Source organism: Terrilactibacillus tamarindi (assembly GCF_009718825.1).
Classification (GTDB): domain Bacteria; phylum Bacillota; class Bacilli; order Bacillales; family Sporolactobacillaceae; genus Terrilactibacillus; species Terrilactibacillus tamarindi.
The window spans coordinates 61,629-84,775 of sequence record NZ_WNHB01000002.1 but is presented as its reverse complement, the minus strand read 5'-3'; the positions used below and the strand labels follow the sequence as shown (position 1 = coordinate 84,775).

The following is a 23,147-nucleotide window of genomic DNA, read 5'->3' as shown; positions in this document are numbered from 1 at the left end:
ATTAATGAATGCAGATGTAAATTTAACGGTTAGAGCTGCTCTAAATAGACCCTGTTTTTCTAAGGCAAAATTAGTGACAAGTGAGAATGGGGTATGTCGTCGGGTTCGTTGGGCACATGTTCTTGAAACTCTAGATATGGATCAACTGATTAACGGCGAAGAATTGATTTTGACAACCGGAGTGGGGTTCAACAAGGACTCGGAACGATTAGACTTTTTACGAACACTCATTCAGCATGGGGCCAGCTGTCTATGCATAGAATTGGGTCCTTCATTTCCACGTGTGTCTGAAGATCTGATATCTATTGCTGATGAAAACGATTTTCCCATCATTGTTTTTGAAGAAAGAGTCAAATTTATCGAAATTACACAGGATTTGCATACTTTTTTAATCAATACGCATTATCGTACGTTGCAACAACTTGAATTAATCTCAAAAGAATTCCATCAACTCACCCTTTCCTCTACCACAGGTCTTTACAATATCTTGAAATTGCTTCAAAAACGGTTGAATCATCAAATTTTTTATCTTCCATATGAAGGAAGAGAGACAAGTATTCCATTACTTAAACAAAGCGTTTGTCATAAGATGACAGAACAGATAGGAAAGCAAATCGCTTTATCTACGAATAGACAAAAATTAAAACATGGTGAGCCTATTATATGGACTGAGGATAAGAATACTTTTATTTTACAAGCCATTGTAGCGATGGGACAAACATGGGCTTATCTTTGCATGAATGTAGGTCAGCAAAAACCCTCTGAGTTTGATACTTTGGTGATGGGACGGGCTGTTTTATGTATTGCTCAAGAGAACATTCGGATTAAATATGTAGAAGAAAAACAGTTGCACAATGAACAATTGTGGATAAAAGATCTCATTCATGAGCGGCCCATTGATCAAAGACAAATGGAAGCAAGACTCGGGTTAGACATAAAAGGGCGTGTTCGCTTTCGCGTGTGCGTAATTGAGATGGTCGATCTTAAAAAAGGTAAAGTCATGGAGGAAGAGGAATCGCTTCGTATTTATATCTCCTTATTAACACGAACGATATTTGAAGAAAATGGTTTTCAACTTCTCATAACAACGGAAAATAACCAGATCATAGTTATTGTGATGACAAAGAATTCAAATGTCGATTTTAAACACCACCTAAAGAGTACACTCGATCAGATAATAGAACGATTTTTGCGCAAGCGAAGAGATAGAACAACGCTTATTATTGGTATTGGGAGAGAAAGACATCAATTATTAGATAGTCATCTTGGATTTAAGGAATCACAGATTGTTATCAATATGGAAAAACTCAAGTTAAGAGAAGAGACGCGAGAACATTCTTATTTCTACGATGACATTGGAGTCGCTCGGTTATTGTTTATGATGCAAGGCGAACATAAAATGGATAGTTTTATTAATGACTACATAGGAGCCATCCTTGCTTATGATGAAGATAAGGGTTCTAATCTTCTGCAAACATTAAAGGTTTACTTAGACTGTGGGGGTTCAAAACAAGAAGCTGCTAAGCGACTTTATGTTGTAAGACAAACGCTCTATCATCGTCTTCAGAAGATTGAAGAATTACTTGGAGGAGACTTTATGAATACGGAAAGGCGACTTTCCATTGAATTTGCAATTCGCGCCCATCAGCTGTCACAAATTATGGCACAAATAAATTGAAATAGAGAAACGGTATAGAATGGAGGGTTCTATGCTGTTTTTTTGACAAATACTCTTAATAGAAGTTACAATAATAAATAAATTCTAAATATTATAATTTTACAAAACATAAAATTAACTAAGATAAAAACTTACATTTTGTAAAATGCTATTCCAATTCTCATGTTATAAAATGTAACGTACATAGAAACAAAATAGTAACGGAAAGGAAGGGATTCGGTTCATACTTGATAATGTTTTAGAAGAAAGTAAGATAATATGACATGTATTTATGTTAAACGATGAACAAACCGCCATTTTGGGAACACCTTGAGTTTAGGTGCACGTTTATTTTTATAACAAAGTAAATTGGAGAAGGAAGGTCTGCGTATGAAAACACAAATTGAGGAAAATGGGATTGTAACGTTAACTAACCAAGCTGCAGCCCAGTTGGAGTCAAGTAAAATGTGGAATGAAGACTTGAGACCGACAACGAAGAAAGAACATTCTTGGTCAGGCATGAACTTTTCAACGCTTTGGATTGGAATGTGTTTGTGTATCCCTTCTTATACCATGGCGAGTGGCATGATCTCCTTAGGCATGAACTGGTGGCAGGCCATTCTAACCATTTTTCTTGGTAATATTATTGTTCTTATTCCTATTCTATTAAACTCTCATGCAGGAACGAAGTTTGGTATTCCATATCCTGTATTTGCAAGAATGTGGTTTGGTTCTAAAGGAGCCCATATTCCTACCATGGCGCGTGCAATTGTATCCGCTGGATGGTTTGGTATTAATACATGGATTGGAACAACGGCGATAGATACGTTACTTTCTTCTTCAATGGGTTGGGAAAATGTACCGGGACATACGGCTATTGTTTTTGCTTTTTTCTGGTTACTTAATGTAGCCATTGGCTATAGAGGTCCAGAAGCTATTAAAGTCCTCGGAATTATTGCAAGCCCGATTGTTGGAATTTCAGCTATTATTCTTTTTATTTGGGCGATGACGCATGTTAGCGGTGGATTTGGTCCTATTGTTACTGAGCCAAGTAAATTTCATAGTGCAGGGGAATTCCTTAAAATCTTCTTCCCATCTTTAACGGGGGTTATTGCATTTTGGGCAACTCTCGCCTTAAATATTCCGGATTTTGCTCGTCAAGCGAAAAGTCAAAAATCACAAATGATTGGACAAAGTGTTGCTCTGCCTTTGACCATGACACTCTTCTCTTTTATTAGTATTTTCGTAACTTCAGCGACTGTGGTTATTTTCGGTGAAGCTTTATGGGATCCCGTGACTTTATTAGCTAAATTTCCACCGTTTGTGATTTTATTAGGAACCATCATTATTGTTATTGCGTCAGTGACGATCAATGTAGGTGCTAACTTAGTTGCCCCAGCAAGGGCGGCTGAAAATATTTATCCTCGCCGCATTACGTTTGGGATCGGTGTGATTATTACTGGACTATTTGCCATCTTGATGCAACCTTGGTATATCATGTCTAACTTTGGTAACTACATCTTTGGTTGGTTAGGGGTCTACGGTGCTTTGCTTGGGCCGATTGATGGTATCGCTATAGCTGATTATTGGATTGTAAGACGCAGACATTTAGCTCTTCAAGAGTTGTATCAACCCAATGGACGGTACAATTACTCATCAGGATTCAATAAGAATAGTATTATTGCTTTAGTTGTTGGCATATTAATCCCTGTTATTGGTTACTTCACTCCTGGACTTCGGTTCCTATGGGATAATGCTTGGACCTTTGGTTTATTTATTGCCATCGCTGTTTATACGTATCTCATGCGAAATGATAGTAGTTTATTGAAACCAGGAGAGTACGAGTCCATCACCATGTTTACAGATCCAAAGAGCAAAGATGAAAGTGCAGCTACTCTGTAGTTAAGAAAAGGTCTAGTCGTCTAGTCACAAGGTGGTGGCTGCTTCATCCACCACCTCATTAAAATAAGTCATTTTAGGTAGTGGGAGGAGATTATTTGAAAAGTGCGGAAAGCGAACAATTAACAGCTGTCGATTTAAAGCGTAACTTTTTTGAAGTAAAAGAGGACATGAAACCGAAAGAAGCCATTGATGAGGCTAATCGCTGCTTATATTGCTATGATGCACCTTGTATGAATGCTTGTCCGACAGGTATTGATGTCCCTTCTTTTATTAAAAAAATAGCGACTGGAAATTTAAAAGGCTCCGCACGTGATATCTTGGATGCAAACCCTGTTGGAGCGACCTGTTCACGTGTTTGCCCTACTAGTGAGTTATGCGAAGGTGCCTGTGTGTTAAATGATGTGTCCATGCCGATTCGTATTGGTGACTTACAGCGTCATGCGACAAATTGGGCAATGGAACATGAAGTGGATCTTTTTGAACCAGGTGTTCCTAAAAATACAAAAGTAGCCATTGTAGGTGGTGGACCAGCGGGTCTTTCTGCAGCACGGGAGCTAAGAAGATTAGGACATGAAGTAACGATTTTTGAAGCTAAGGAAAAAGCAGGTGGTTTAGATACATATGGCATCGTATCCTTTCGACTACCTCAATCCGTCTCGCTTTGGGAAGTTGAGCAAGTAGAAAAGTTAGGGGTTGACATACGGACAAACTGTACGGTTGGTAAAGATATTTCTCCTGAAACATTAAAGAATGACTTTGATGCCGTTCTTGTTACGGTAGGTATGGGTCAAGTTCCTAAACTAGGAATAGAGGGTGAGGATCTAACAGGTGTCTATGATGCTATTCAATTTGTTGAAAACACAAAAACAAAAGCCTTAACAGAACAGTTTATTGGAAAACGCGCCGTTGTCATTGGAGCAGGGAATACGGCCATTGATGCTGCGACGTGTCTCATTCGGTCAGGTGCACGTAACGTCAAGATTATCTATCGAAGAACAGAAGAAGAGATGACGGCTTATCCATTTGAATTTGAATTTGCCAAACAAGACGGCGTTGAATTTAGATGGTTAACTCAACCAACGAAAATCATTGGAGATGAGTCTGGACATGTTAGGCAATTAGAGTGTGTTCAGATGATGTTGGGTCAACCGGATCAATCTGGAAGAAGGCGACCTGTCCCTATTGAAGATTCTTCATTTTTAATGGATGTTGATATTGTAGTGAGAGCGATTGGACAGTCAAGGCATCTTGACCTTCTTAACGCATTCGGCTTGAATCATGATTCAGGAGTCTTACAACTAAATGCTGATACCTACCAAACATCGAGTGCTCAAATTTTTGCAGCGGGTGATGTGGTATATGGTAGTACAGAGTATGGGGATGCCATGGTTGTCAGTGCTGCTGAACAAGGAAAACGTGCAGCGTATGCCATAGACAAAAAATTATCTTGCTAATGTTTTTTAGCCGACTCTATCATTTTAGTTGTTATTATAGGAGGTTGTTGTATGTACAGGTCGCCTTAGTAGATAACAAAGTGAAACGTTGGAAATAAGTTATTTAAGTACCTGTGCAATCTAAATAGAGGAGGCATGCTGATGGCAGATTTATCAGTTAATCTCGCAGGCATAAAGTCACCGAATCCATTCTGGTTAGCATCTGCTCCGCCTACAAACTCGGGTTATCAAGTTCAACGGGCTTTTGAAGCGGGTTGGGGTGGAGCTGTATGGAAAACACTAGGGGATCCTGTCATTAATGTATCATCTCGTTTTTCAGCAAGTACCTTTAATGGTCAAAAAGTAGCCGGTTTTAATAATATTGAATTGATTACGGATCGACCGCTCGAAGTGAACTTAAAAGAAATCTATGAAACGAAGAAGAAGTTTCCCAATCATGCCATTGTTGCCTCTTTAATGGTTGAACCAAAACAAGAAAAATGGCACGAAATAGTGAAAAAGGTAGAAGCCATTGGAGTAGATGGTTTAGAACTTAACTTTGGTTGTCCTCATGGTATGGCTGAAAGAGGTATGGGGTCAGCATCTGGTCAGGTTCCAGAGCTTGTGGAAAAACAAACCCATTGGGTGAAAGAAGTGGCGGAGACGCCTGTTATTGTAAAATTAACGCCAAATATAACGGACGTCACCGCAACGGCTTATGCAGCAGTGCAGGGCGGAGCTGACTCTATCAGTCTCATTAATACCATTAATAGTTTAATGGGAGTGGATATCCATTCTTGGAATACCATCCCACATGTCAGTGGAAAGGGGACACATGGAGGATATTGCGGCCCAGCAGTGAAACCCATTGCATTGAATATGGTCGCTGAATGTGCTCGGCATCCAGAAATAAACGTTCCGATATCTGGAATTGGTGGTATATCGAATTGGCAAGATGCCATAGAGTTCATGCTAATGGGTTCGACAAACGTACAAGTTTGTACAGCAGCGATGCATCATGGATTCCGAATTGTTGAAGATATGATTGACGGATTAAACAATTACTTAGATGAAAAAGGATTAGCGCGAGCGATGGATCTAGTAGGTCAAACAGTTAGTAAGTATCAAAACTGGGGAGATCTTGATTTGAATTATAAAGTCGCTGCACGCATCAATCCTGATAAATGTATTAACTGTAATAAGTGCTATATTTCCTGTGAGGATACGTCCCATCAGTGTATCGATCGACTTCTTGATGCAAATGGAAAAAGTTATTTAAAAGTACGTGAAGATGATTGTGTGGGATGTAATCTTTGTTCCATCGTTTGTCCAGTTGATGGAGCCATTGATATGATCGAATATCCGAGCGAAGTTGAAATGACTTGGAATGAGCGTCAAAGCTTATTGGGGAAAATGACCATTGGCGAAGAAACAGTGAGTTGAGGAAGTCAATCGTTAATTTTAGATAAGTAGATCTATAAATTAGGGAGGAAAGAAAATGAAGAAAATAATCACAAATGGAACAATCGTTACAGCTACGGATAAATTTGAGGCGGATATTTTAATTGAAGATGAAAAAATTGTTCAAATCGGATACGATCTTAATAGTGATGGGGCGGAAGTTATCGATGCCACAGGAATGTATGTCTTTCCAGGAGGCGTAGATCCACATACACACCTTGATATGCCTTTCAATAACACGGTGACGGACGATGATTTTGAAACTGGAACAATTGCAGCGGCCTATGGTGGCACAACGTCCATTGTTGATTTTTGTCTATCGACTCCAGATAAAACATTAAAAGAAGCCGTACAAACGTGGCATGAGAAAGCCGATGATAAAGCGGTTATTGATTATGGCTTTCACTTAATGATCAATGACGCGAATGATGCTGTATTAGAAGAACTTCCACAAATTATCGACTCTGAAGGGATTACATCTTTGAAAATATTCCTCGCTTACAAAAAAGAATTCCAGGCCGATGATAAAACACTTTTTAAAACCTTTGTTACAGCAAAAGAAAGTGGCGCCCTCGTCATGGTCCACTGTGAGAATGGAGATGTGATCGATTATCTTGTCACAAAAGCTCTTGCTGAAGGTCACACAGAACCAATCTACCATGCGTTAACCCGTCCACCACAAGCGGAAGGAGAGGCAACGGGACGTGCGATAGAACTTGCCGCAATGGCTGACTCGCAATTGTATGTGGTGCACGTAACATGTGCAGAAGCAGCAAACAAAATTGCCGAAGCCCGGGCTAAAGGCTATAAAGTTTGGGGTGAAACATGCCCGCAATACTTGCTCCTTGATCAAACCGATCTCGAGAAACCTGATTTTGAAGGAGCAAAATATGTTTGGTCCCCGCCCCTACGTGAAAAATGGAACCAAGATGTCCTTTGGAATGCTCTTAAAGCAGGCCAATTGCAAACACTCGGTTCCGATCAATGTTCCTTTAATTTTAATGGAAAAAAACAACTGGGTCGAAACGACTTTTCAAAAATCCCAAATGGTGGACCGTTTATAGAAGATCGCTTTAGTGTTTTATATTCTGAAGGAGTTAAAAAGGGGCGAATTACACTAAATCAATTTGTGGATATTGTTTCGACTCAAGCGGCTAAGTTATTTGGACTATTCCCACAAAAAGGAACCATTGCGGTAGGAAGCGACGCCGATATAGTTCTTTTTGACCCTAATAAAGAGAGAGTCATTTCGGCCGAAACTCACCATATGAATGTGGACTATAGTGCTTTAGAAGGCATGAAGGTTGTTGGGGAACCTATTTCTGTTCTTGTTCGCGGAGAATATGTTATTAAAGACAAACAATTTGTGGGTAAACAAGGAAGCGGAAAATATCTAAAACGGAAAAAATTTAACCAAGGCGAAGTCGAAATCGATACCGTTCCAACAACTTTATCCTAATGTTATGTGAGGTGATGGTCAGTTGCATGAACATCAATTGTTTATGGAAGAGAAAGAAAGAATCGATAATTTAGTAGAACAAGGCTACAAAATCACAGGGATAGAAGAAAACCTAAGTGGTGCGTATGTTCATTTCGATTATATTGATCATGATAATCGTAATGTCGAAACACAAATTTTACATGTTCTATCTGCCGATGCAAGAAAGTATTTCACAACTTTGCTAGTTGCTAAAGAAAAACGATTTGATTAACAGAGTTTCATCCAGTGTTCAGGTAAGCACTGGGTGAATTTTTTTATGTAAGATTTAGTATTTTGTAAACTTCATTTTAACTATGGGCTCTTCTTTCTGTTATGGTGTAGCTAGCATAGAGCCTAAAATTCTATTGAAAAAGCAGTCTTTTTTAAAAAGGCTGCTTTACTTTACAAAAGCGGTCCAAATCCAAGTTGGGCAACCGTTTGAGCCATAACTTCGTAACCGCGTGGGTTAGGATGAATATGATCAATAAATAAAAGCTCGCGTTCATGCCCTAAGAAAGCATGATAGATATCGGCAATTTGTATATAGGGTGGATTAGTAAGTAGTAATAACTGTTGATTGAATCGAGTGATCCAGTCATTAATTTCTGGAATTTGTGGAAAGGGATTATATAAATTTAAGATTCGAATAATAACAGGATGATATTGATTCTGTTTCATTTGATGAATAACGATTATCATACGGTTAATATTTGCAATGCTTGTGTTTAAGGCATGGTGTAAGAAACCAATATTCCTCGTTCTTAAAAATTGTTTACCTGCTTGAATGAAATCATTACCTCCAGCGGTCAGCGTAATAAGTTCAGCATGCTGCAAGGCATATTGCAAAGGAGGAAAGTCGAACGTTTGATAGATTTGAGAGGAAGTGGCCCCTTTTTTGGCAAAAGTATCGACAACTAGAGGCCTATTTAATGCTTGTTCAGTTAGTTTTTTATAGCGTTCCACAAAACCTGGAGTAAAAATAGTAGAACCAACACCAACAGTTAAAGAATCACCGATGGCAACATAATTTAGCGGAGAAGAGGGTAACGTGACCATAGGGTTTCACCTCCACATACCCATTTCTATTAGAGGTTGTTCAAAAAGTCACCAAATGATAAGCTACGAATCTCGTCGTTGGCTTGTTTTTCCGGTCCTCATGTAGCAAAAACCTACATTCCGGTCCTCAAAACAGCGCCGCCTTGACCTTCTTGCTTCTAATTTGTCACCTTTTTGAACACGATTATAGTGGTTGTTCAAAAAGTCACCAAATGATAAGCTACGAATCTCGGCGCCCGCCAAGAGGATCTTCAACTAAAATCGCTCACGTCCTGTGGCTGGCGCCTAAAGCCACCACATCCTGTGGAAGGCCGGTCCTCATGTAGCAAGAACCTACATTCCGGTCCTCAGGAACTGCGCGCTCTTATCTTCTTGCTTCTAATTTGTCACCTTTTTGAATACTCACTATAAGTATATGGGGATGAAGTAGGGAAGGTGTCAGGGCCACTATTTGTACTCCCAAAGAATACGCCACTCATCCTTCTGTTTTGCGACATAGACGTCTTGTTCTAATGAAAAAACACCAAAAACGCTATGAAAAGTTAAACTAACGGATATTTGATATACATCTTTTATAGGACTTTCGTCTTTATCATACGACCATTCCTTTAAATGTACGACTTCTCCAATTGTAAAATCAAAGCTTTTTGAGCCAAAATCTTGCATGAAAACATGCGCCCGTTTTTGAATATATTGATCTTTAGTAAAATGCTGGTGCATCGAACGATGAAACAGATCCCAAGACGTTCCAAAATTTCCTTTTTGCTCTTCTCGATAAAATTCTTTAACAGTATTAATTGCTTCATGCTTTGCAGTAGTTTTAATGAGATAAAAAATGAGAATACTAAGGGTTATGAGGAAAATGACCAAAAACAAAAAAGAAATGCGACGAGATTTGTTCATGGCAGTCCGTCCCCCCTTTACACTTACATCCTATGCGAAGGTTATCATTTTTATTTACCCCACCTTAACGGCAAGTAAAGACCCCCACCCAAGATTTTGAGTATTCAAAGAAGATAGGTGGGTAATCAACTGCCCGTAAAGGTCCGATTGGTTCAATTAACCATCAGTGGGGATGAAGAGAATCCCCACTGATGGAAGTTTTTACTCTATTTGAAAATGGTGTGTGTATACGCTTTTTTAAAAAGAGAAATAATAGGAATGATACTTGGAAAGGAGGATGCCCTTTGATTAGTGTTGAACGTGCTAAGAAGATTATTGCTTCGCCCGAAATGATTACGGTAACATATAATGGTGAAAAGGTCTTTCTTGAAAAAATTCACGAAAAGAAAGACACGGTTATTGTTAATTATCTTGACCATCCAGAAAACAAAGCAGAAGTATTAGTAAGGGACTTAACAGAAATTACCCACTAAAAAGAATGCCGTAACAATCGGTAAGAGATTGCTACGGCATTTCTTTATGAAATAGGATAAGTGTGAACAATAAAAAAACCTCACAAAATGTGAGGTTTAAAATAAGATTCTTATTTATTTACCAATAAACTCTTGTGTCCAATAGCTTCCTTTAGCCCCGCCATCAACATATCCTACACCGATATGCGTAAAATTACTGTTCATGATATTTTTACGGTGACCTTCACTATTCATCCAAGCATTAACGACATCTTGTGGTGTTTTTTGTCCTGCTGCGATATTTTCTCCTGCTGTAGAGTAAGAAATACCATAAGATTTCATCATGTCAAAAGGTGATCCGTATGTTGGTGATTGGTGATCAAAGTAATTTTTATCTTTCATGTCTTGTGATTTGTCACGAGCCATTTTAGATAATTTTGTATCAATTTGAAGTGGTTTTAAACCTTGCTTCGCACGTTCTTGGTTCGTAAGTTCAACAACTTTATTTTCATATGCATTGAGCGCTGAATTACTTTGATTTTCTGCTGGTTTATTTTCACTATTTGAAGCTGGATTATTTTCATTATTTGAAGCTGGTTGTTCAGGTGCTGCTGGTGCCTGAGTAGAAGGCTTACTTACATTTTCTGAGTTTGCTGGCTTCTCTGGATTTGTTGGCTGTGCTACCTTCTCTTGGTTTGTTGGTTGTTCTGCTACCTTAGCTGGTTTTTCTGTATTTGAATCAGCAGGTTTTTTATTAGTAGAATTTGAGTTAGACGCTTGTTTGTTGTTTGTTGCTGTTTCTTTATTATTATTTACTTGTTTTTTAGATTGCTGTTCTTTGATAAGTTTTTCAATCTCAGGTAAGTTGTATTTTTTGACCAATTCTTGGAGATTGACCTTTTCGAATTTTACAACTTTGTCAGAAGCTGTACAAACTTTATAATTCACCGGCTTAGTTTCTGCGTTGGCATGTGTTGCTGCTACTCCTGGTAAAATAAGTCCTGCTGTTAATGCGATACTTAATAGTTTTTTATTCATGTTGTCTTTCCCCCTCCTTGTGCTCATAAGTTTCGGAGTTTTTGAGGGTTAATAGGGGTAAAAATAAAGTTACCTGATTTTACTAGAAAAAGTGGATTAATTAACCAAAAAAACAAATGTAAATTAGATTGAAAGAGTATCTATATAATAGAAAGGCTATGTAAGAGATTAAGACCTAACCTATTTTTTCCCATTCGTATAAAATAAGCTTCAATAAGTTTTTTTATCGACCGTCAAGTAGGTTAAACAAGTATTATACGACTTTCACCCCGGTTCATTAGAGTGGTGTAAATGATCCGAAGCATAAATAGGTTACCCATAGAAATAAGCGACTTAATTAATAAGTCGCTTAGACAGATTATGCATAACGATTAAACCAATTAATGATTTCATGTAATCGACTGATTCGATTTTTTGGTTTTCCGCTTCTTGATAATTCATGGTTTTCACCTTTTATTCGAACAAATCGAGTCTCTACACCGAGGCGTTTAAGTGCAACATACCATTGCTCTGCTTGTTCGATTGGGCAACGATAATCTTCTTCACTATGAATTATACAGGTTGGGGTGGTGACCTGTTTGGCATAGCGAATGGGTGAAAATGACATAATTTTGTCCTCATCTTCCCATAAATCAACGTTACCTAGTTCACGGGAACCAAAATAGTAACCTATATCACTCGTGCCAAAAAAACTATAGAGGTTGCTAATGCAACGTTGAGTTACAGCAGCCTTGAAACGAGATGTTTGTCCAATAATGGTATTTGTCATAAATCCTCCATAACTTCCTCCGGTTACAAACAACTTCTCTCTATCACACCAAGAAAAGTGTTCTAGTGCATAATCTAGCCCATTTAAAATATCTAGTCGATCTTTTTTACCCCAATCTCCATAACAAGCGCTTGTAAATTCTGAACCACGACCTTGGCTGCCCCGTGGGTTTGTATAGACAACAGCGTAACCTTCTGAAGCAAGACATTGAAATTCATGAGAAAACGTATTTCCATACGCAGAAGCAGGACCACCATGAATTTCAAGTACAACAGGCACTTTTTTGTTTTTATCCAGTAGAGGAGGAGAAATCATCCAACCATCTATTTCCCAATTATCTTCACTCTTATAATGAAAGGCTTTAGGCTCTGAGATAATTAATTGATCAAAAAGGGGTTTATTATGGTCGGATAATTGTGATTTATGATGATCTTTTAAGAAATACAGATCGCCTATGGTTGTACGAGTCTCAGCAATAAAGGTAAAAGCCGATCCAACTCTATCAAACGATGTGATGACTTCGTCCGGTGATTCATAATTTGACCTAATCCTTCCATGAAGATCAACGGTTCTTAAAGACGTCCCTCCATGAACGGTGACAAGATACGTTAGAGAATCACTCTTAGCGTTCCAAACAAAATCTGGATTTCCTTTATCAAATCGAGCATCTGTACTAATATACTGACCAATGGAGAATTTCTCCTCTTGAGTAATACATGAGCATGTTCGTTTAGTTAGAGAGTATAGCCATATTCCATTATTTTGTGGACTCACCTCACCATCATCATGCCCACAAAAAGCCACATATTGTCCATCAGGTGAGGGTTGGACATTATAGATTGAGCCTTTTCCATCATATAATGTGTTTTCTTGATCGGTCAGAAGATCATATTCATAGAGTGAATATGGATAATCGTGTTTTTCGGGATTTGATTTCCCTTTGCAGTAAAAAATGGCGTTATCATCAGCCGAAAAAATGGCTGAATGGAGTCGCTCGCCCACCTTTGTTAAAGCTTTTGGCTTTTCAGTCGGCTTAGTCAATTGGAGAAGAAATAACTGTGGGCTTTTTCGTATTATTCCTGTTCCATTAGCTAAGTAGCGAAGTTGTGTTACGATCGTGACATCGTCATTATCTGTCTTCTCTTCGTGTGGAATAGATAGTTGGCAAACTAATTTATGCCCATCGTGTGATAAGGCAAAATTTTGAACTGAATGTTCAAAGGTGGTCACTTTCTCTGCTTCTCCTCCTGAAGGGGCGATGCGCCATACTTGCTGATTTTCATCTCGATCAGAGAGAAAATAGATCCATTTGCCGTCTTTTGACCAGAATGGAGAATGATCTTGAATGTTCCTATCAGCGTATGGGCGGGTAAGGGCGATAGGACGTTGTTGTTTAAGAGACAGATAGAGAGAAGAAGAGTATCCGTTCTTCTCTTCTGAAGTCGTTGTGACAACATATACGATATGATTTCCATCAGGTGAAAAACGTGGTGAACCTGAATATTTAAAGGAATATAGATCTTTTGTCGTTATGGTACGTTTCGTCATGAGAAGTCCCCTCTCGATTGATCTGATTTCAAATTTTGTAAGATAGGTAATGGCAAATAGATGCCTGCCTAATCCGGGCGTTTTCTTCTATTAATCATAGCACCGGTAAAACAATATTAAAAATATTTAGAATTAGATTGGTTTTATATATGTTTCTGTAATGATTAGGAATGGATGAGATAACAAGCACACAGGTGATCAGACGAAAATCACGATGTGTGTATTCATGTAAATAATCGTCTATACTATAAGATGAATGAAAATGGGGAGGGGATACCGTCATGATCACGTTTTATGGCTATCCAAAATGCGGGACATCAAGAAAAGCAAAGAAATGGTTAGATGACAGGAAAGTGGAGTACCACGATATCCATATCGTTGACTCACCGCCTTCAAAAGAAGAATTAAAAGTTTATGTTGAGCGAAGCGGGCTACCCATTAAAAAGTTTTTCAATACCAGTGGGAAGAAATATCGTGAGTTAGGATTGAAAGATAAAATTAATGAGGCAACGCAAGACGAACTGTTATCCATACTTGCTTCGGATGGGATGTTAATCAAACGTCCTTTAGTTACAGATGAAAATCATGTGACTGTAGGATTTAATGAGGAGACATTTAAACATACTTGGGAAAAAGAATAATCATACGATTCGCCTTGATGAACACGGATGGTTATAATAAGATAACAATGTAAATACATATAAACGGAGGAATGAAGGATGGGTGTACCTAAAGAGTTAATCTATTCAGAAGAGCATGAATGGGTAAAAAAAGAAGATGGAAAAGTTAGAATCGGAATTACTGATTTCGCTCAAGATGAGTTAGGTGACATTGTATTTGTTGAACTACCAGAAGTTGGCGATGAACTTGAGGCTGATGAACCATTTGGTAGTGTTGAATCAGTTAAAACGGTTTCTGAACTCTATGCTCCAGTAAGTGGAAAAGTAGTTGAAATCAATGAGGAACTTGAAGATTCACCCGAATTTGTTAATGAATCTCCGTATGATAAGGCATGGATGATCATTCTCGAACCATCAGATCCATCCGAGTTGGAAAAATTGTTAGACGCAGAAGCTTATGAGAAAATGATCAGTGAAGAATAAAGAAAGTCTTTCTATGCCTGTTAGGACAACTAACAGGCTTTATCCCGTCTTATCGGCAAGTAAAGACCCCCAGCTCAAGATTCTGAGTAGTCAAAGAAGATAGGAGGGGGATCAACTGCCCGTAAAGGTCCAATTGGTTCAGCTAACCATCAGTGGGGGATGAAGAAAACCCCCACTGATGGTCTTTTCTTGATTTTGAATCACGACCATAATTTGGATAAAATTAAATGTAATAACTTATCCTTATAAATTGGAAAGGAGCATCGAATGATTGAATTAAACGAACAGTCATTGCCGAATATTAATCACGGTCAGCTGATCCTCCTTTTTTTTACTTCACCACTTTGTGGTACATGTCAATTAGCTGAACGGATGCTTCTGATTGCTATGGAAGCGATAAAAACGCCACCAGAACTTTATTATTGCCGTGTAAATGAATGGACACATTTTGTTATGAATGAAAAAGTATCAAGTGTCCCCTGTTTAATTATCCTTCATCATCGTAAAGTTCAAAATGTCATCTACTCTTTTGAATCTGTGACAAAACTACATGAATTACTAAAGTCGGTCACTTGTAAAAATAGTCTAAGTTAATAAACACGAGCTTCCTTATACGAAGAGTCAAAATAGTTTTATCAACAAAACTGACATTAAAAAGGTTGCAACTATATTGCAGCTTATTTATTCATGTGTATAAAAAATTCAATATCTGTAATATTGTTATCGTTTTGCTTTATTTGTTAAACGTTTGACCTGTATTTTTATGTAACTGTATCTTTTTAATCTCTTATTTCGTGTTATAAAGGAATAGGCGGATATCGTGATGACTTTTTATGACCCAATTTTGGTCATCTTAACAAAAAAATTTCACAATATTAAAGAACGTCATCATTCGTGATATAACAAAGTTAGAACGAAATGCGAGAGGTGAATCGTATACATGAATACTTTAAATACATTAAATAAAAATCAATTAACTGTTGAGGGCGGTCAAACCCTAACACTTGAAAATAATATATATAAAATCCAACAAGGTGATGAGTCACTTAGAAATCGTATTCTTAAAGCCTATCAACCTTTTATAAAAAAAGTAGTATCAAAAGTCTGCAATCGCTTTATAGACCGTTCAATGGATGAATTTAGTATTGGGCTTGTCGCATTTAATGAAGCGATGAATCAATACCGCAAAGGTCAAGGAAGTAAGTTTTTGACTTTTGCTGATATGGTCATAAGACGTCGGATTATTGACTTTATTAGAAAAGAGACAAGACAAGCAAAACACATTTTTCTAGATTACGTTGATAGTAATGACGAGAATGGACTTGAAGAAAGCTTTATTGAACAACAAGTAGCCATCAGTCATTATGAAGAGCAGCAGCAGATTGAAGAACGTATGGTTCAAATCGAAGAATATGAGCAAATGTTATTACAATATGGCATTACATTCAATGTATTGAGTAAACATTGTCCGAAACATGTTGATGCCAGGGAAAATGCAAAAGTTGTGGCTAGAATACTTGTTAACAATGATAAAATGGTTCAATTTCTACAAAAAAAGAAACGATTACCAATACAGGAGTTATTAACTTATGTCAGATGCAGTCGTAAAACCATTGAGAGGAATCGAAAGTATATTATAGCATTAGCGCTAATCTATATCGGTGGATTTGCTGCATTGCAATCTTATATCGAACCGGAAACAGTGTCCTAAAGAGAGGGGGGAAGAACCCTGGATCAAGGTATTGTTGTATCGAAGGATGGACGATGTGCAGTCGTATTGACAAAGGATGGAAGTTTTAAATCTGTTAAATTAAAAAAGACTGTGGATCTATCAGTGGGTCAAAGGGTATTGCACGATGATCTTTCACTCATTAACATGAAACGTCTTATGGCGCTTTTTATTATAAGTGCGATGATTGTTTGTCTTTCATTAATGATGGTGAATCGAATGAATACGCGTGAGGATACGGTGGCCTATATTAGTATCGATGCTTTTCCGAGTCTTGAAATTAGTTTAAATAAAAATTTGAATGTCATTCAAACACGAACCTTTAATAAGGAAGCAGAACATTTACTCAATCATATGAGCGATAAAGATGTGTCTCTAAAAACATTTTTTCCTGAGCTTATATCACAGATGGGGAAATCTAATCCTTTGGAAAAAGATCCGATGTTCATGGTGACAACAACATTAACTCAGGCAGCGAGTAAATCAGATATAAGTAAAATAAAGACTCATTTACTTTATATACTTGAAACGAATCGACAAAAACTCGTAAAACTGGGCTATGATGACTATCAAATGCACGATGCATCATTAGAGGAGAGAAAAAAAGCGATAGGTCAGCACCTTTCCACTGGAAAATATGTGTTTTACTTAGATGCCTTGCGTAATCATCATACTATAACGATTGATCAAGCCAAAAATATCCCGCTTCAACAATTAAGAAGCATGGGAACTCCGTTAGAAAAGAATCAAGAAAATCTCCAAATAAAAGAGAAAGATGATTCTTCTAGTTTCAAATTAGATCAAAAGAATGGGATGAACTATTCGTTAGCTCAATAAGAAAATCCTATGTATTAGCTATTATTATTTTTATAACTTTATTTGTAGTAGGATAAATCATTCTGATTCAAAGCACAAAATACCATACAAACAAGAGACGAGTTAATTTTTAACACGTGTCTTGTTTGTAAAGTGTGCTGCTTAATAAGGGACATGGATAGGTCAGGCTGTAAAAACCAATGGGTTGTTTTACTGATTTAAGACCGAAGATAGGGCTTGTAATATATCATAAAAAGAGGCCTTATCACCAAATTGATAAGCAATTTCATGGTTTTTATCCAAGATGATGGTCGTTGGAACGCCAGTGCACCCAAATGCATCATATAGCTCTCTTCCTTGATCGATTAAAACTGGAAAGGGAAGCTGATGATCATAAACAAATTGTGGACCTGATTCCGGAGAATGTTCACGACCTGTTACATTGACAGTGAGAAATGCTAATGTATTTTTATCTAACGATTGATAAAACTGAACCTTATTTGGCATATCTCTTTGGCAGTCAGGACACCATGAAACCCAAAAAGTTAACATAACTGGCATGCCTCGAAAGTCAGAAAGTGAGACGTTTTGTCTTGATTGTAGTTCAAATAGAGTAAACTGTGGTGCAAACATGCTAGCTCACATCTCCTTTAAATTTTAGTAATTTTAATAATATACTAATTGACAGTGAGTCACAACCGTGTTAGTATTCATACTACATTAACAAACAAAAAAGAATAGATCTCTTATCCAGAGAGGCGGAGGGACTGGCCCTGTGATGCCCGGCAACCCCCTTATTACTTCAAGTAATTTGGGAAGGTGCTAATTCCTGCAAAAGTGAAGACTTTTGGCAGATAAGAGTGCGGTTTATATACATAAAACCCCTCTTAACAGAGGGGTTTTTTCACTTATATAAAGCATTTTAAACACATCTCGTTATTTAGAATGCCGAAGATAAGTGAGGGCACCTCTCCTCCTAAAGAATTCATAAATTTCTTTAGAGCCTAGAATTCTCACAGTCTTTGATGTTTTGTCTTCACCTTTAAAAGTTTTATTGTTTGGTAGCGTACGTCATTCGAAGAGGGTTCACGTTTGAATGATAAAAAAACCTACTGGTTATCACGGTTTAAGATATGGACTTGATCTAGGCAGAGCAGGATATATTACGAAAGCTAGGACACAATTATTAAGAGACTTTGGTGCTGCATTGAGCCCTTTTAACGCATTCTTAATTTTACAGGGTTTTGAAACGCTCCATCTAAGAATTAAAGCACATAATGATAATGCAAAAAAGATAGCGGAGCATTTAAGCCAACATCCACTGGTGAGTTGGGTTAACTATCCAGGACTTAAAAATCATCCAAGCCATAAACTGGCTAACCGTTATTTTTCAAATGGATATGGATCGATTGTTGTGTTTGGTATTAAAGGCGGTTTAGAAGCTGGAAAAACATTTATCGATCAGTTGTCCCTTTGGTCACAATTAGCTAATGTCGGGGATGCTAAATCACTCGTTATCCATCCAGCATCAACAACCCATCAACAATTAAATGATGATGATTTAAACAAAGCGGGAGTTACGGAAGATCTTATTCGGTTGTCTGTAGGTATTGAAAACGTGAATGATTTATTGAAAGACATTGATCAAGCATTAGAAAAAAGTAAAGATAAGCATCCAAAATTAGTATTATGAATTTAGATTGTTTGTTTTTGTAGTTTTAAAAAAATTTTGAAATAATCCGAGTATGTTTATTAATTTAATTAGTTAAGATATAATTCAACTAGCATATGAAGGCATGTTTAAGGCGGATCAGGTCTTATCCTGCTTCATGCCCATTTAGATAAAATAGCGTTAATACGTTTTTGTTATGTATTGGAGGACACCATGATTAGACTTGATAATATAACCAAAATATATCAAACAAGTAATGGTCCTGTGGAAGCTTTGAAAGACATCAGCCTTGATGTCAAAGAAGGCGAGATTTTTGGCATCATTGGTTACAGCGGTGCAGGTAAAAGTACCTTAATTCGATTGATTAACCTACTCGAACAGCCAACATCTGGTTCCATAAAGGTTCATAATCAAGACCTCTCTCAACTAACAGGTAAAAAGCTTAGAAAAGAGCGGCAGAAAATAGGCATGATTTTTCAACATTTTAACCTCCTTTGGTCACGCACCGTAGCTGAAAACATTGAGTTTCCCCTTGAGATTGCGGGAGTTCCTAAGAAAGTTCGCAAGGAACGCGTGAAAGAGCTGATCACATTAGTTGGATTAGATGGAAGAGGAAAGTCTTATCCATCACAATTAAGTGGCGGCCAAAAACAAAGAGTAGGCATTGCCAGAGCGCTAGCCAATAATCCAAAAGTGCTGCTTTGTGACGAAGCGACTTCTGCTCTCGATCCGAAGACGACGAATTCAATCCTCAAATTACTTGTTGAAATTAATCGGAATCTCGGGCTAACCATTGTTTTAATCACTCACGAAATGCATGTCATTCAGAGTATATGTCATCGTGTGGGTGTTTTGGACAATGGCCATATTGTCGAAGAAGGTCGTGTCAAGGATGTTTTTAATCATCCTAAAGAAGACATCACAAAAGAATTCGTTAAACAAGTAAATGAAAGTGATGAATGGGCTTCTTTAATAGAAGAGATTATATCTACTCATCGTTCAGGAAAAGTTGTGAAATTAACGTTTAATGGTGACATAGCTGAACAACCGATTGTCAATGACATTTATCGAGATACATCCTTAACGATTAACATTGTCTGGGGGAAAATTTCACATACTCAAGAGGGAGCATTAGGTACACTTGTGCTTCATATTGACAGTGATCAAGAACAAAATATCGAAAAAGCCATTGATTTTGTTGAATCGAAAGGTGTGCTTGTGGAGGTGATTGAACATGACGCAGCTATTTCCTAATGTTGATTGGAATGCCATGTGGGTAGCGACAGGCGAAACACTTTATATGACGCTCATTTCTGGTGTGTTTACGTTTATCCTTGGACTTTTATTAGGACTTTTATTGTATGTAACAGCCAAAGGAAGTTTATATGAAAATGTCTTTATCTACCGGATTGTATCGGCCATCGTCAACATATTTAGAGCGATTCCATTTATCATTCTCATCATTTTGTTAATTCCTTTAACCGTGGTGATTATTGGAACCATGATCGGTGCTTCTGCGGCACTCCCTTCTATTATTATTGGTGCTGCTCCATTTTACGGTCGTTTAGTTGAGATTGGACTTCGTGAAATTGATAAGGGCGTCATAGAGGCCGCCCAAGCTGGTGGAGCAAGTAAATGGCAAATCATTTGGAAAGTTTTGTTACCAGAAGCGCTTCCGGCTCTTCTTTCAGGTATTACGGTAACGCTGATTGCTTTAATCGGTAATACAGCGATGGCAGGTGTAGTTGGCGCTGGGGGGCTTGGAACGCTTGCCTTTAATGATGGATTTCAAGCGAATCAAAATGATATTACGTTAGTTGCCACGATTATTATATTGATTATCGTATTTATCATTCAATTTATTGGTGATATCATTACCCGCCAAGTAGATAAAAGATAGTATTTTTAAGAAAAACTTACTGATTGAAGGGAGTGTTCATCATGTGTTGTTAATAGGTTATTTAAGGAATAACTAACCGAATACTTAAAAACAGAGAAAACGAAACAGACAGAAGGAGAAGATTACATTGAAAAAAATATCGTTAGTGCTATTATCCCTATCTTTAATTTTTGTTATGGCTGCATGCGGAAAATCTTCATCATCATCATCAAAAGAAACAACACTCACTGTTGGAGCATCAGCTGTTCCACACGCTGAAATTTTGAAAAAGGCACAACCGTTACTTAAGAAAAAAGGGATTAACTTGAAAGTTAAAGTATTTCAAGATTATGTTCTACCGAATAAAGCTTTAGCATCGAAACAAATTGATGCCAATTATTTTCAACATGTCCCTTATTTAGACCTATATAACAAACAACACAAAACTAATTTGGTGAACGCTGGTAAAATTCACATTGAACCATTTGGTATTTATTCGAAAAAATATAAAAACGTAAGCGACATTAAAAATGGCGCAACCGTTCAAATAAGTAATAACCAATCAGAACAAGGTCGAATTCTTTTGTTACTTGAGTCAAAAGGTCTTGTAAAAATTAAACCTGGTGTCGATAAAGTAACCGCCACGTTAAAAGATATTGATAACTTCAAACACTTGAAATTCTTATCACCCATTGCACCTGCATTAATGCCAAAAGCCTATCAAAATAATACAGCAGATTTATTTGCGATTAATACAAACTTTGCCTTACAAGCCAACCTTACACCAAATAAGGACGCATTAATACTTGAAGGTTCTGAATCACCTTATGCCAATATCGTGGCTGTTAATAAAGGCGATGAAAAGAAAAAAGCCATTAAAGAACTCATCAATGTTCTTCATTCAAAAGACATACAAAACTTTATTAATGAAAAATACAAAGGCGCAGTCTTGCCTGTTAAATAATAGAAGAAAATCACCTTTAGAACATGGTTCTGAAGGTGATTTTTTTTAAGTAGAGGAAGAGATTTCACTAATCGAAGGTGGATGAAAAATTCTATTGAGGAAAAGCTAGATTAAAGGTGGTTTAGCTGCTTATTTATGAACGAAAACAAAAAAACAGAATGCATCTTTGAGATGTTTTTTACCCTTTTTTTAATATTAAAATAGTAATGGGTAACAGTTGATAAGTTTTTGGATTTGATATAAGATGATAATGAGAATAGATTGAGAATGAAATTATAATTCCAAGAACGAAGATAAAATGGAGGTTATAGAAAATGCCTGTACCTAATTTAAAAATTGAAGATTTACATGTATCCATTGAGGATAAACATATTGTTAAAGGTTTTAACCTTGAAATAAATGGTGGAGAAATCCACGCTGTTATGGGACCAAACGGAACAGGAAAATCAACACTTGCCTCTGCTCTAATGGGTCACCCAAAATATGAAGTCACACAAGGAAAAGTGACGCTTGATGGTAAAGATTTGCTTGATATGGAAGTCGATGAACGCGCTCGTGCTGGTCTATTTTTAGCCATGCAATATCCAAGCGAAGTAAGTGGAGTGACGAATGCAGACTTCCTTAGAACGGCCATTAATGCAAGACGTGAAGAAGGTAATGAAATCCCACTTATGAAGTTTATCAAACAATTAGATAAACGCATGGACCTTCTAGATATGGATCAAGAGTTTGCTCAACGTTATTTAAATGAGGGTTTCTCTGGTGGGGAGAAAAAAAGGAACGAAATCTTACAATTGATGATGTTACAACCACATTTTGCCATATTAGATGAAATTGATTCCGGACTTGATATTGATGCATTGAAATTTGTGGCTAGAGGGGTCAATGACATGCGTTCTCCCGATTTTGGCTGCCTCATCATTACCCACTACCAAAGATTATTAAATTACATTACACCAGATAAAGTCCACGTGATGATGCAAGGACGAATTGTAAAATCGGGTGGTCCAGAATTAGCTGAAAAACTTGAAGCCCACGGCTACGACTGGATTAAAGAAGAATTGGGTATTGAAGACGAAACGGTAGAAGCATAAAGAAAACTTGCCGATTGCGGGGCTTAAGGCGCATACAGAGGCCTAGTTGCACTTATACTTTATACCTTGAATCTTTGTACTTTCTTAAAGTATAAATAAAGACCTGGCTTTGGGAACTTTCAAAGCCAACTTTTTTCATATTTAGATGATGCTGATGTTTGAAACGGATAAATGATGAGGTAGGAGGAATA

Annotated in this window: 22 protein-coding genes, 1 pseudogene and 1 riboswitch; of the genes and pseudogenes, 17 read left to right on the top strand and 6 right to left on the bottom strand. The window is 37.4% G+C overall.

Annotated elements, in window-relative coordinates:
* The first annotated feature begins 4 nt into the window (after nucleotides 1-4).
* From GMB86_RS01595 to GMB86_RS01570, 6 genes are all read left to right on the top strand, one after another.
* Nucleotides 5-1,678, top strand: a complete 1,674-nt coding sequence (locus GMB86_RS01595) for a PucR family transcriptional regulator (RefSeq protein ID WP_155216157.1) — start codon at nucleotides 5-7, stop codon at nucleotides 1,676-1,678.
* Nucleotides 1,679-2,047: 369 nt separating this feature from the next.
* Complete coding sequence (locus tag GMB86_RS01590; protein WP_155216155.1) at nucleotides 2,048-3,559, top strand: NCS1 family nucleobase:cation symporter-1; 1,512 nt, start codon at nucleotides 2,048-2,050, stop codon at nucleotides 3,557-3,559.
* Nucleotides 3,560-3,654: 95 nt separating this feature from the next.
* A complete protein-coding gene (locus GMB86_RS01585) occupies nucleotides 3,655-5,013 on the top strand; it encodes an NAD(P)-dependent oxidoreductase (protein ID WP_155216153.1) in 1,359 nt (452 codons plus the stop codon).
* Between the two features lie 141 nt (nucleotides 5,014-5,154).
* On the top strand, nucleotides 5,155-6,435 hold the full coding sequence (gene preA / locus GMB86_RS01580; RefSeq protein ID WP_155216151.1) for an NAD-dependent dihydropyrimidine dehydrogenase subunit PreA: 1,281 nt from the start codon (nucleotides 5,155-5,157) through the stop codon (nucleotides 6,433-6,435).
* 55 nt (nucleotides 6,436-6,490) lie between these two features.
* Complete coding sequence (gene hydA / locus GMB86_RS01575) at nucleotides 6,491-7,912, top strand: dihydropyrimidinase (RefSeq protein WP_155216148.1); 1,422 nt, start codon at nucleotides 6,491-6,493, stop codon at nucleotides 7,910-7,912.
* 22 nt (nucleotides 7,913-7,934) lie between these two features.
* Entirely contained in the window at nucleotides 7,935-8,165 is a 231-nt protein-coding gene (locus GMB86_RS01570) for a hypothetical protein (protein WP_155216146.1), read from the top strand.
* Between the two features lie 170 nt (nucleotides 8,166-8,335).
* On the opposite strand, the gene GMB86_RS01565 is transcribed toward GMB86_RS01570, so the two are convergent.
* The 3 genes from GMB86_RS01565 to GMB86_RS01560 all read right to left on the bottom strand — a co-directional run bounded on the left by GMB86_RS01565 (nucleotide 8,336) and on the right by GMB86_RS01560 (nucleotide 9,892).
* On the bottom strand, nucleotides 8,336-8,989 hold the full coding sequence (locus GMB86_RS01565) for a GDSL-type esterase/lipase family protein (protein WP_155216145.1): 654 nt from the start codon (nucleotides 8,987-8,989) through the stop codon (nucleotides 8,336-8,338).
* A gap of 63 nt (nucleotides 8,990-9,052) precedes the next feature.
* Nucleotides 9,053-9,190, bottom strand: a complete 138-nt coding sequence (locus GMB86_RS15430) for a hypothetical protein (protein WP_230458951.1) — start codon at nucleotides 9,188-9,190, stop codon at nucleotides 9,053-9,055.
* Between the two features lie 246 nt (nucleotides 9,191-9,436).
* Nucleotides 9,437-9,892 carry a hypothetical protein gene (locus GMB86_RS01560; protein ID WP_155216143.1) on the bottom strand — a complete coding sequence of 152 codons (456 nt, stop codon included), beginning with the start codon at nucleotides 9,890-9,892 and terminating at the stop codon, nucleotides 9,437-9,439.
* A 284-nt stretch (nucleotides 9,893-10,176) separates the two neighbouring features.
* Between GMB86_RS01560 and GMB86_RS01555 the strand changes: the two genes are divergently transcribed.
* A complete protein-coding gene (locus tag GMB86_RS01555) occupies nucleotides 10,177-10,365 on the top strand; it encodes an H-type small acid-soluble spore protein (protein ID WP_230458950.1) in 189 nt (62 codons plus the stop codon).
* A 114-nt stretch (nucleotides 10,366-10,479) separates the two neighbouring features.
* Here GMB86_RS01555 and GMB86_RS01550 read toward each other — a convergent pair whose 3' ends face one another.
* Complete coding sequence (locus tag GMB86_RS01550; RefSeq protein ID WP_155216139.1) at nucleotides 10,480-11,382, bottom strand: CAP domain-containing protein; 903 nt, start codon at nucleotides 11,380-11,382, stop codon at nucleotides 10,480-10,482.
* A 358-nt stretch (nucleotides 11,383-11,740) separates the two neighbouring features.
* The gene (locus tag GMB86_RS01545; protein WP_155216137.1) at nucleotides 11,741-13,699 is read right to left on the bottom strand and encodes a S9 family peptidase; all 1,959 of its coding nucleotides are present in this window, start codon (nucleotides 13,697-13,699) and stop codon (nucleotides 11,741-11,743) included.
* Nucleotides 13,700-13,980: 281 nt separating this feature from the next.
* Here GMB86_RS01545 and GMB86_RS01540 point away from each other — a divergent pair, with 281 nt between their 5' ends.
* The 5 genes from GMB86_RS01540 to GMB86_RS01520 all read left to right on the top strand — a co-directional run bounded on the left by GMB86_RS01540 (nucleotide 13,981) and on the right by GMB86_RS01520 (nucleotide 17,368).
* Nucleotides 13,981-14,340: an arsenate reductase family protein gene (locus GMB86_RS01540; RefSeq protein ID WP_155216135.1), complete on the top strand. Its 360-nt coding sequence runs from the start codon at nucleotides 13,981-13,983 to the stop codon at nucleotides 14,338-14,340.
* Nucleotides 14,341-14,418: 78 nt separating this feature from the next.
* Nucleotides 14,419-14,802, top strand: coding sequence for a glycine cleavage system protein GcvH (gcvH, locus tag GMB86_RS01535; RefSeq protein ID WP_155216133.1), 384 nt, complete (start codon nucleotides 14,419-14,421; stop codon nucleotides 14,800-14,802).
* 267 nt (nucleotides 14,803-15,069) lie between these two features.
* A complete protein-coding gene (locus GMB86_RS01530; protein WP_155216131.1) occupies nucleotides 15,070-15,396 on the top strand; it encodes a thioredoxin family protein in 327 nt (108 codons plus the stop codon).
* A 346-nt stretch (nucleotides 15,397-15,742) separates the two neighbouring features.
* Nucleotides 15,743-16,513 carry an RNA polymerase sigma-I factor gene (gene sigI / locus GMB86_RS01525; RefSeq protein WP_155216129.1) on the top strand — a complete coding sequence of 257 codons (771 nt, stop codon included), beginning with the start codon at nucleotides 15,743-15,745 and terminating at the stop codon, nucleotides 16,511-16,513.
* Between the two features lie 18 nt (nucleotides 16,514-16,531).
* Nucleotides 16,532-17,368: an anti-sigma factor domain-containing protein gene (locus tag GMB86_RS01520; RefSeq protein ID WP_456243316.1), complete on the top strand. Its 837-nt coding sequence runs from the start codon at nucleotides 16,532-16,534 to the stop codon at nucleotides 17,366-17,368.
* A gap of 189 nt (nucleotides 17,369-17,557) precedes the next feature.
* Here GMB86_RS01520 and GMB86_RS01515 read toward each other — a convergent pair whose 3' ends face one another.
* Nucleotides 17,558-17,980: a TlpA family protein disulfide reductase gene (locus GMB86_RS01515; protein WP_155216125.1), complete on the bottom strand. Its 423-nt coding sequence runs from the start codon at nucleotides 17,978-17,980 to the stop codon at nucleotides 17,558-17,560.
* 110 nt (nucleotides 17,981-18,090) lie between these two features.
* A riboswitch (SAM riboswitch) is annotated at nucleotides 18,091-18,208 on the top strand.
* Nucleotides 18,209-18,464: 256 nt separating this feature from the next.
* On the opposite strand from GMB86_RS01515, the pseudogene GMB86_RS01510 reads away from it, so the two are divergent.
* The 5 genes and pseudogenes from GMB86_RS01510 to sufC form a co-directional block, all read left to right on the top strand.
* Nucleotides 18,465-19,040, top strand: a pseudogene (locus GMB86_RS01510) (PLP-dependent transferase); the annotation flags it as partial.
* A 192-nt stretch (nucleotides 19,041-19,232) separates the two neighbouring features.
* Nucleotides 19,233-20,273 carry a methionine ABC transporter ATP-binding protein gene (locus tag GMB86_RS01505; RefSeq protein WP_155216121.1) on the top strand — a complete coding sequence of 347 codons (1,041 nt, stop codon included), beginning with the start codon at nucleotides 19,233-19,235 and terminating at the stop codon, nucleotides 20,271-20,273.
* On the top strand, nucleotides 20,254-20,919 hold the full coding sequence (locus tag GMB86_RS01500; RefSeq protein WP_155216119.1) for a methionine ABC transporter permease: 666 nt from the start codon (nucleotides 20,254-20,256) through the stop codon (nucleotides 20,917-20,919). The genes GMB86_RS01505 and GMB86_RS01500 overlap by 20 nt, the downstream gene beginning before the upstream one ends.
* Before the next feature lie 127 nt (nucleotides 20,920-21,046).
* Entirely contained in the window at nucleotides 21,047-21,862 is an 816-nt protein-coding gene (locus GMB86_RS01495) for a MetQ/NlpA family ABC transporter substrate-binding protein (RefSeq protein ID WP_155216117.1), read from the top strand.
* 314 nt (nucleotides 21,863-22,176) lie between these two features.
* Nucleotides 22,177-22,956, top strand: coding sequence for a Fe-S cluster assembly ATPase SufC (gene sufC / locus GMB86_RS01490; protein WP_155216115.1), 780 nt, complete (start codon nucleotides 22,177-22,179; stop codon nucleotides 22,954-22,956).
* Nucleotides 22,957-23,147: the final 191 nt, after the last annotated feature.

Bases quoted from the DNA above. Each gene is read 5' to 3' on its own strand.
- GMB86_RS01595 (WP_155216157.1), top strand. From the start codon at position 5: ATGAATGCAGATGTAAATTTAACGGTTAGAGCTGCTCTAAATAGACCC.
- GMB86_RS01590 (WP_155216155.1), top strand. From the start codon at position 2,048: ATGAAAACACAAATTGAGGAAAATGGGATTGTAACGTTAACTAACCAA.
- preA (WP_155216151.1), top strand. From the start codon at position 5,155: ATGGCAGATTTATCAGTTAATCTCGCAGGCATAAAGTCACCGAATCCA.
- hydA (WP_155216148.1), top strand. From the start codon at position 6,491: ATGAAGAAAATAATCACAAATGGAACAATCGTTACAGCTACGGATAAA.
- GMB86_RS01565 (WP_155216145.1), bottom strand. From the start codon at position 8,989: ATGGTCACGTTACCCTCTTCTCCGCTAAATTATGTTGCCATCGGTGAT.
- GMB86_RS01560 (WP_155216143.1), bottom strand. From the start codon at position 9,892: ATGAACAAATCTCGTCGCATTTCTTTTTTGTTTTTGGTCATTTTCCTC.
- GMB86_RS01550 (WP_155216139.1), bottom strand. From the start codon at position 11,382: ATGAATAAAAAACTATTAAGTATCGCATTAACAGCAGGACTTATTTTA.
- GMB86_RS01545 (WP_155216137.1), bottom strand. From the start codon at position 13,699: ATGACGAAACGTACCATAACGACAAAAGATCTATATTCCTTTAAATAT.
- GMB86_RS01540 (WP_155216135.1), top strand. From the start codon at position 13,981: ATGATCACGTTTTATGGCTATCCAAAATGCGGGACATCAAGAAAAGCA.
- gcvH (WP_155216133.1), top strand. From the start codon at position 14,419: ATGGGTGTACCTAAAGAGTTAATCTATTCAGAAGAGCATGAATGGGTA.
- GMB86_RS01530 (WP_155216131.1), top strand. From the start codon at position 15,070: ATGATTGAATTAAACGAACAGTCATTGCCGAATATTAATCACGGTCAG.
- sigI (WP_155216129.1), top strand. From the start codon at position 15,743: ATGAATACTTTAAATACATTAAATAAAAATCAATTAACTGTTGAGGGC.
- GMB86_RS01515 (WP_155216125.1), bottom strand. From the start codon at position 17,980: ATGTTTGCACCACAGTTTACTCTATTTGAACTACAATCAAGACAAAAC.
- GMB86_RS01505 (WP_155216121.1), top strand. From the start codon at position 19,233: ATGATTAGACTTGATAATATAACCAAAATATATCAAACAAGTAATGGT.
- GMB86_RS01500 (WP_155216119.1), top strand. From the start codon at position 20,254: ATGACGCAGCTATTTCCTAATGTTGATTGGAATGCCATGTGGGTAGCG.
- sufC (WP_155216115.1), top strand. From the start codon at position 22,177: ATGCCTGTACCTAATTTAAAAATTGAAGATTTACATGTATCCATTGAG.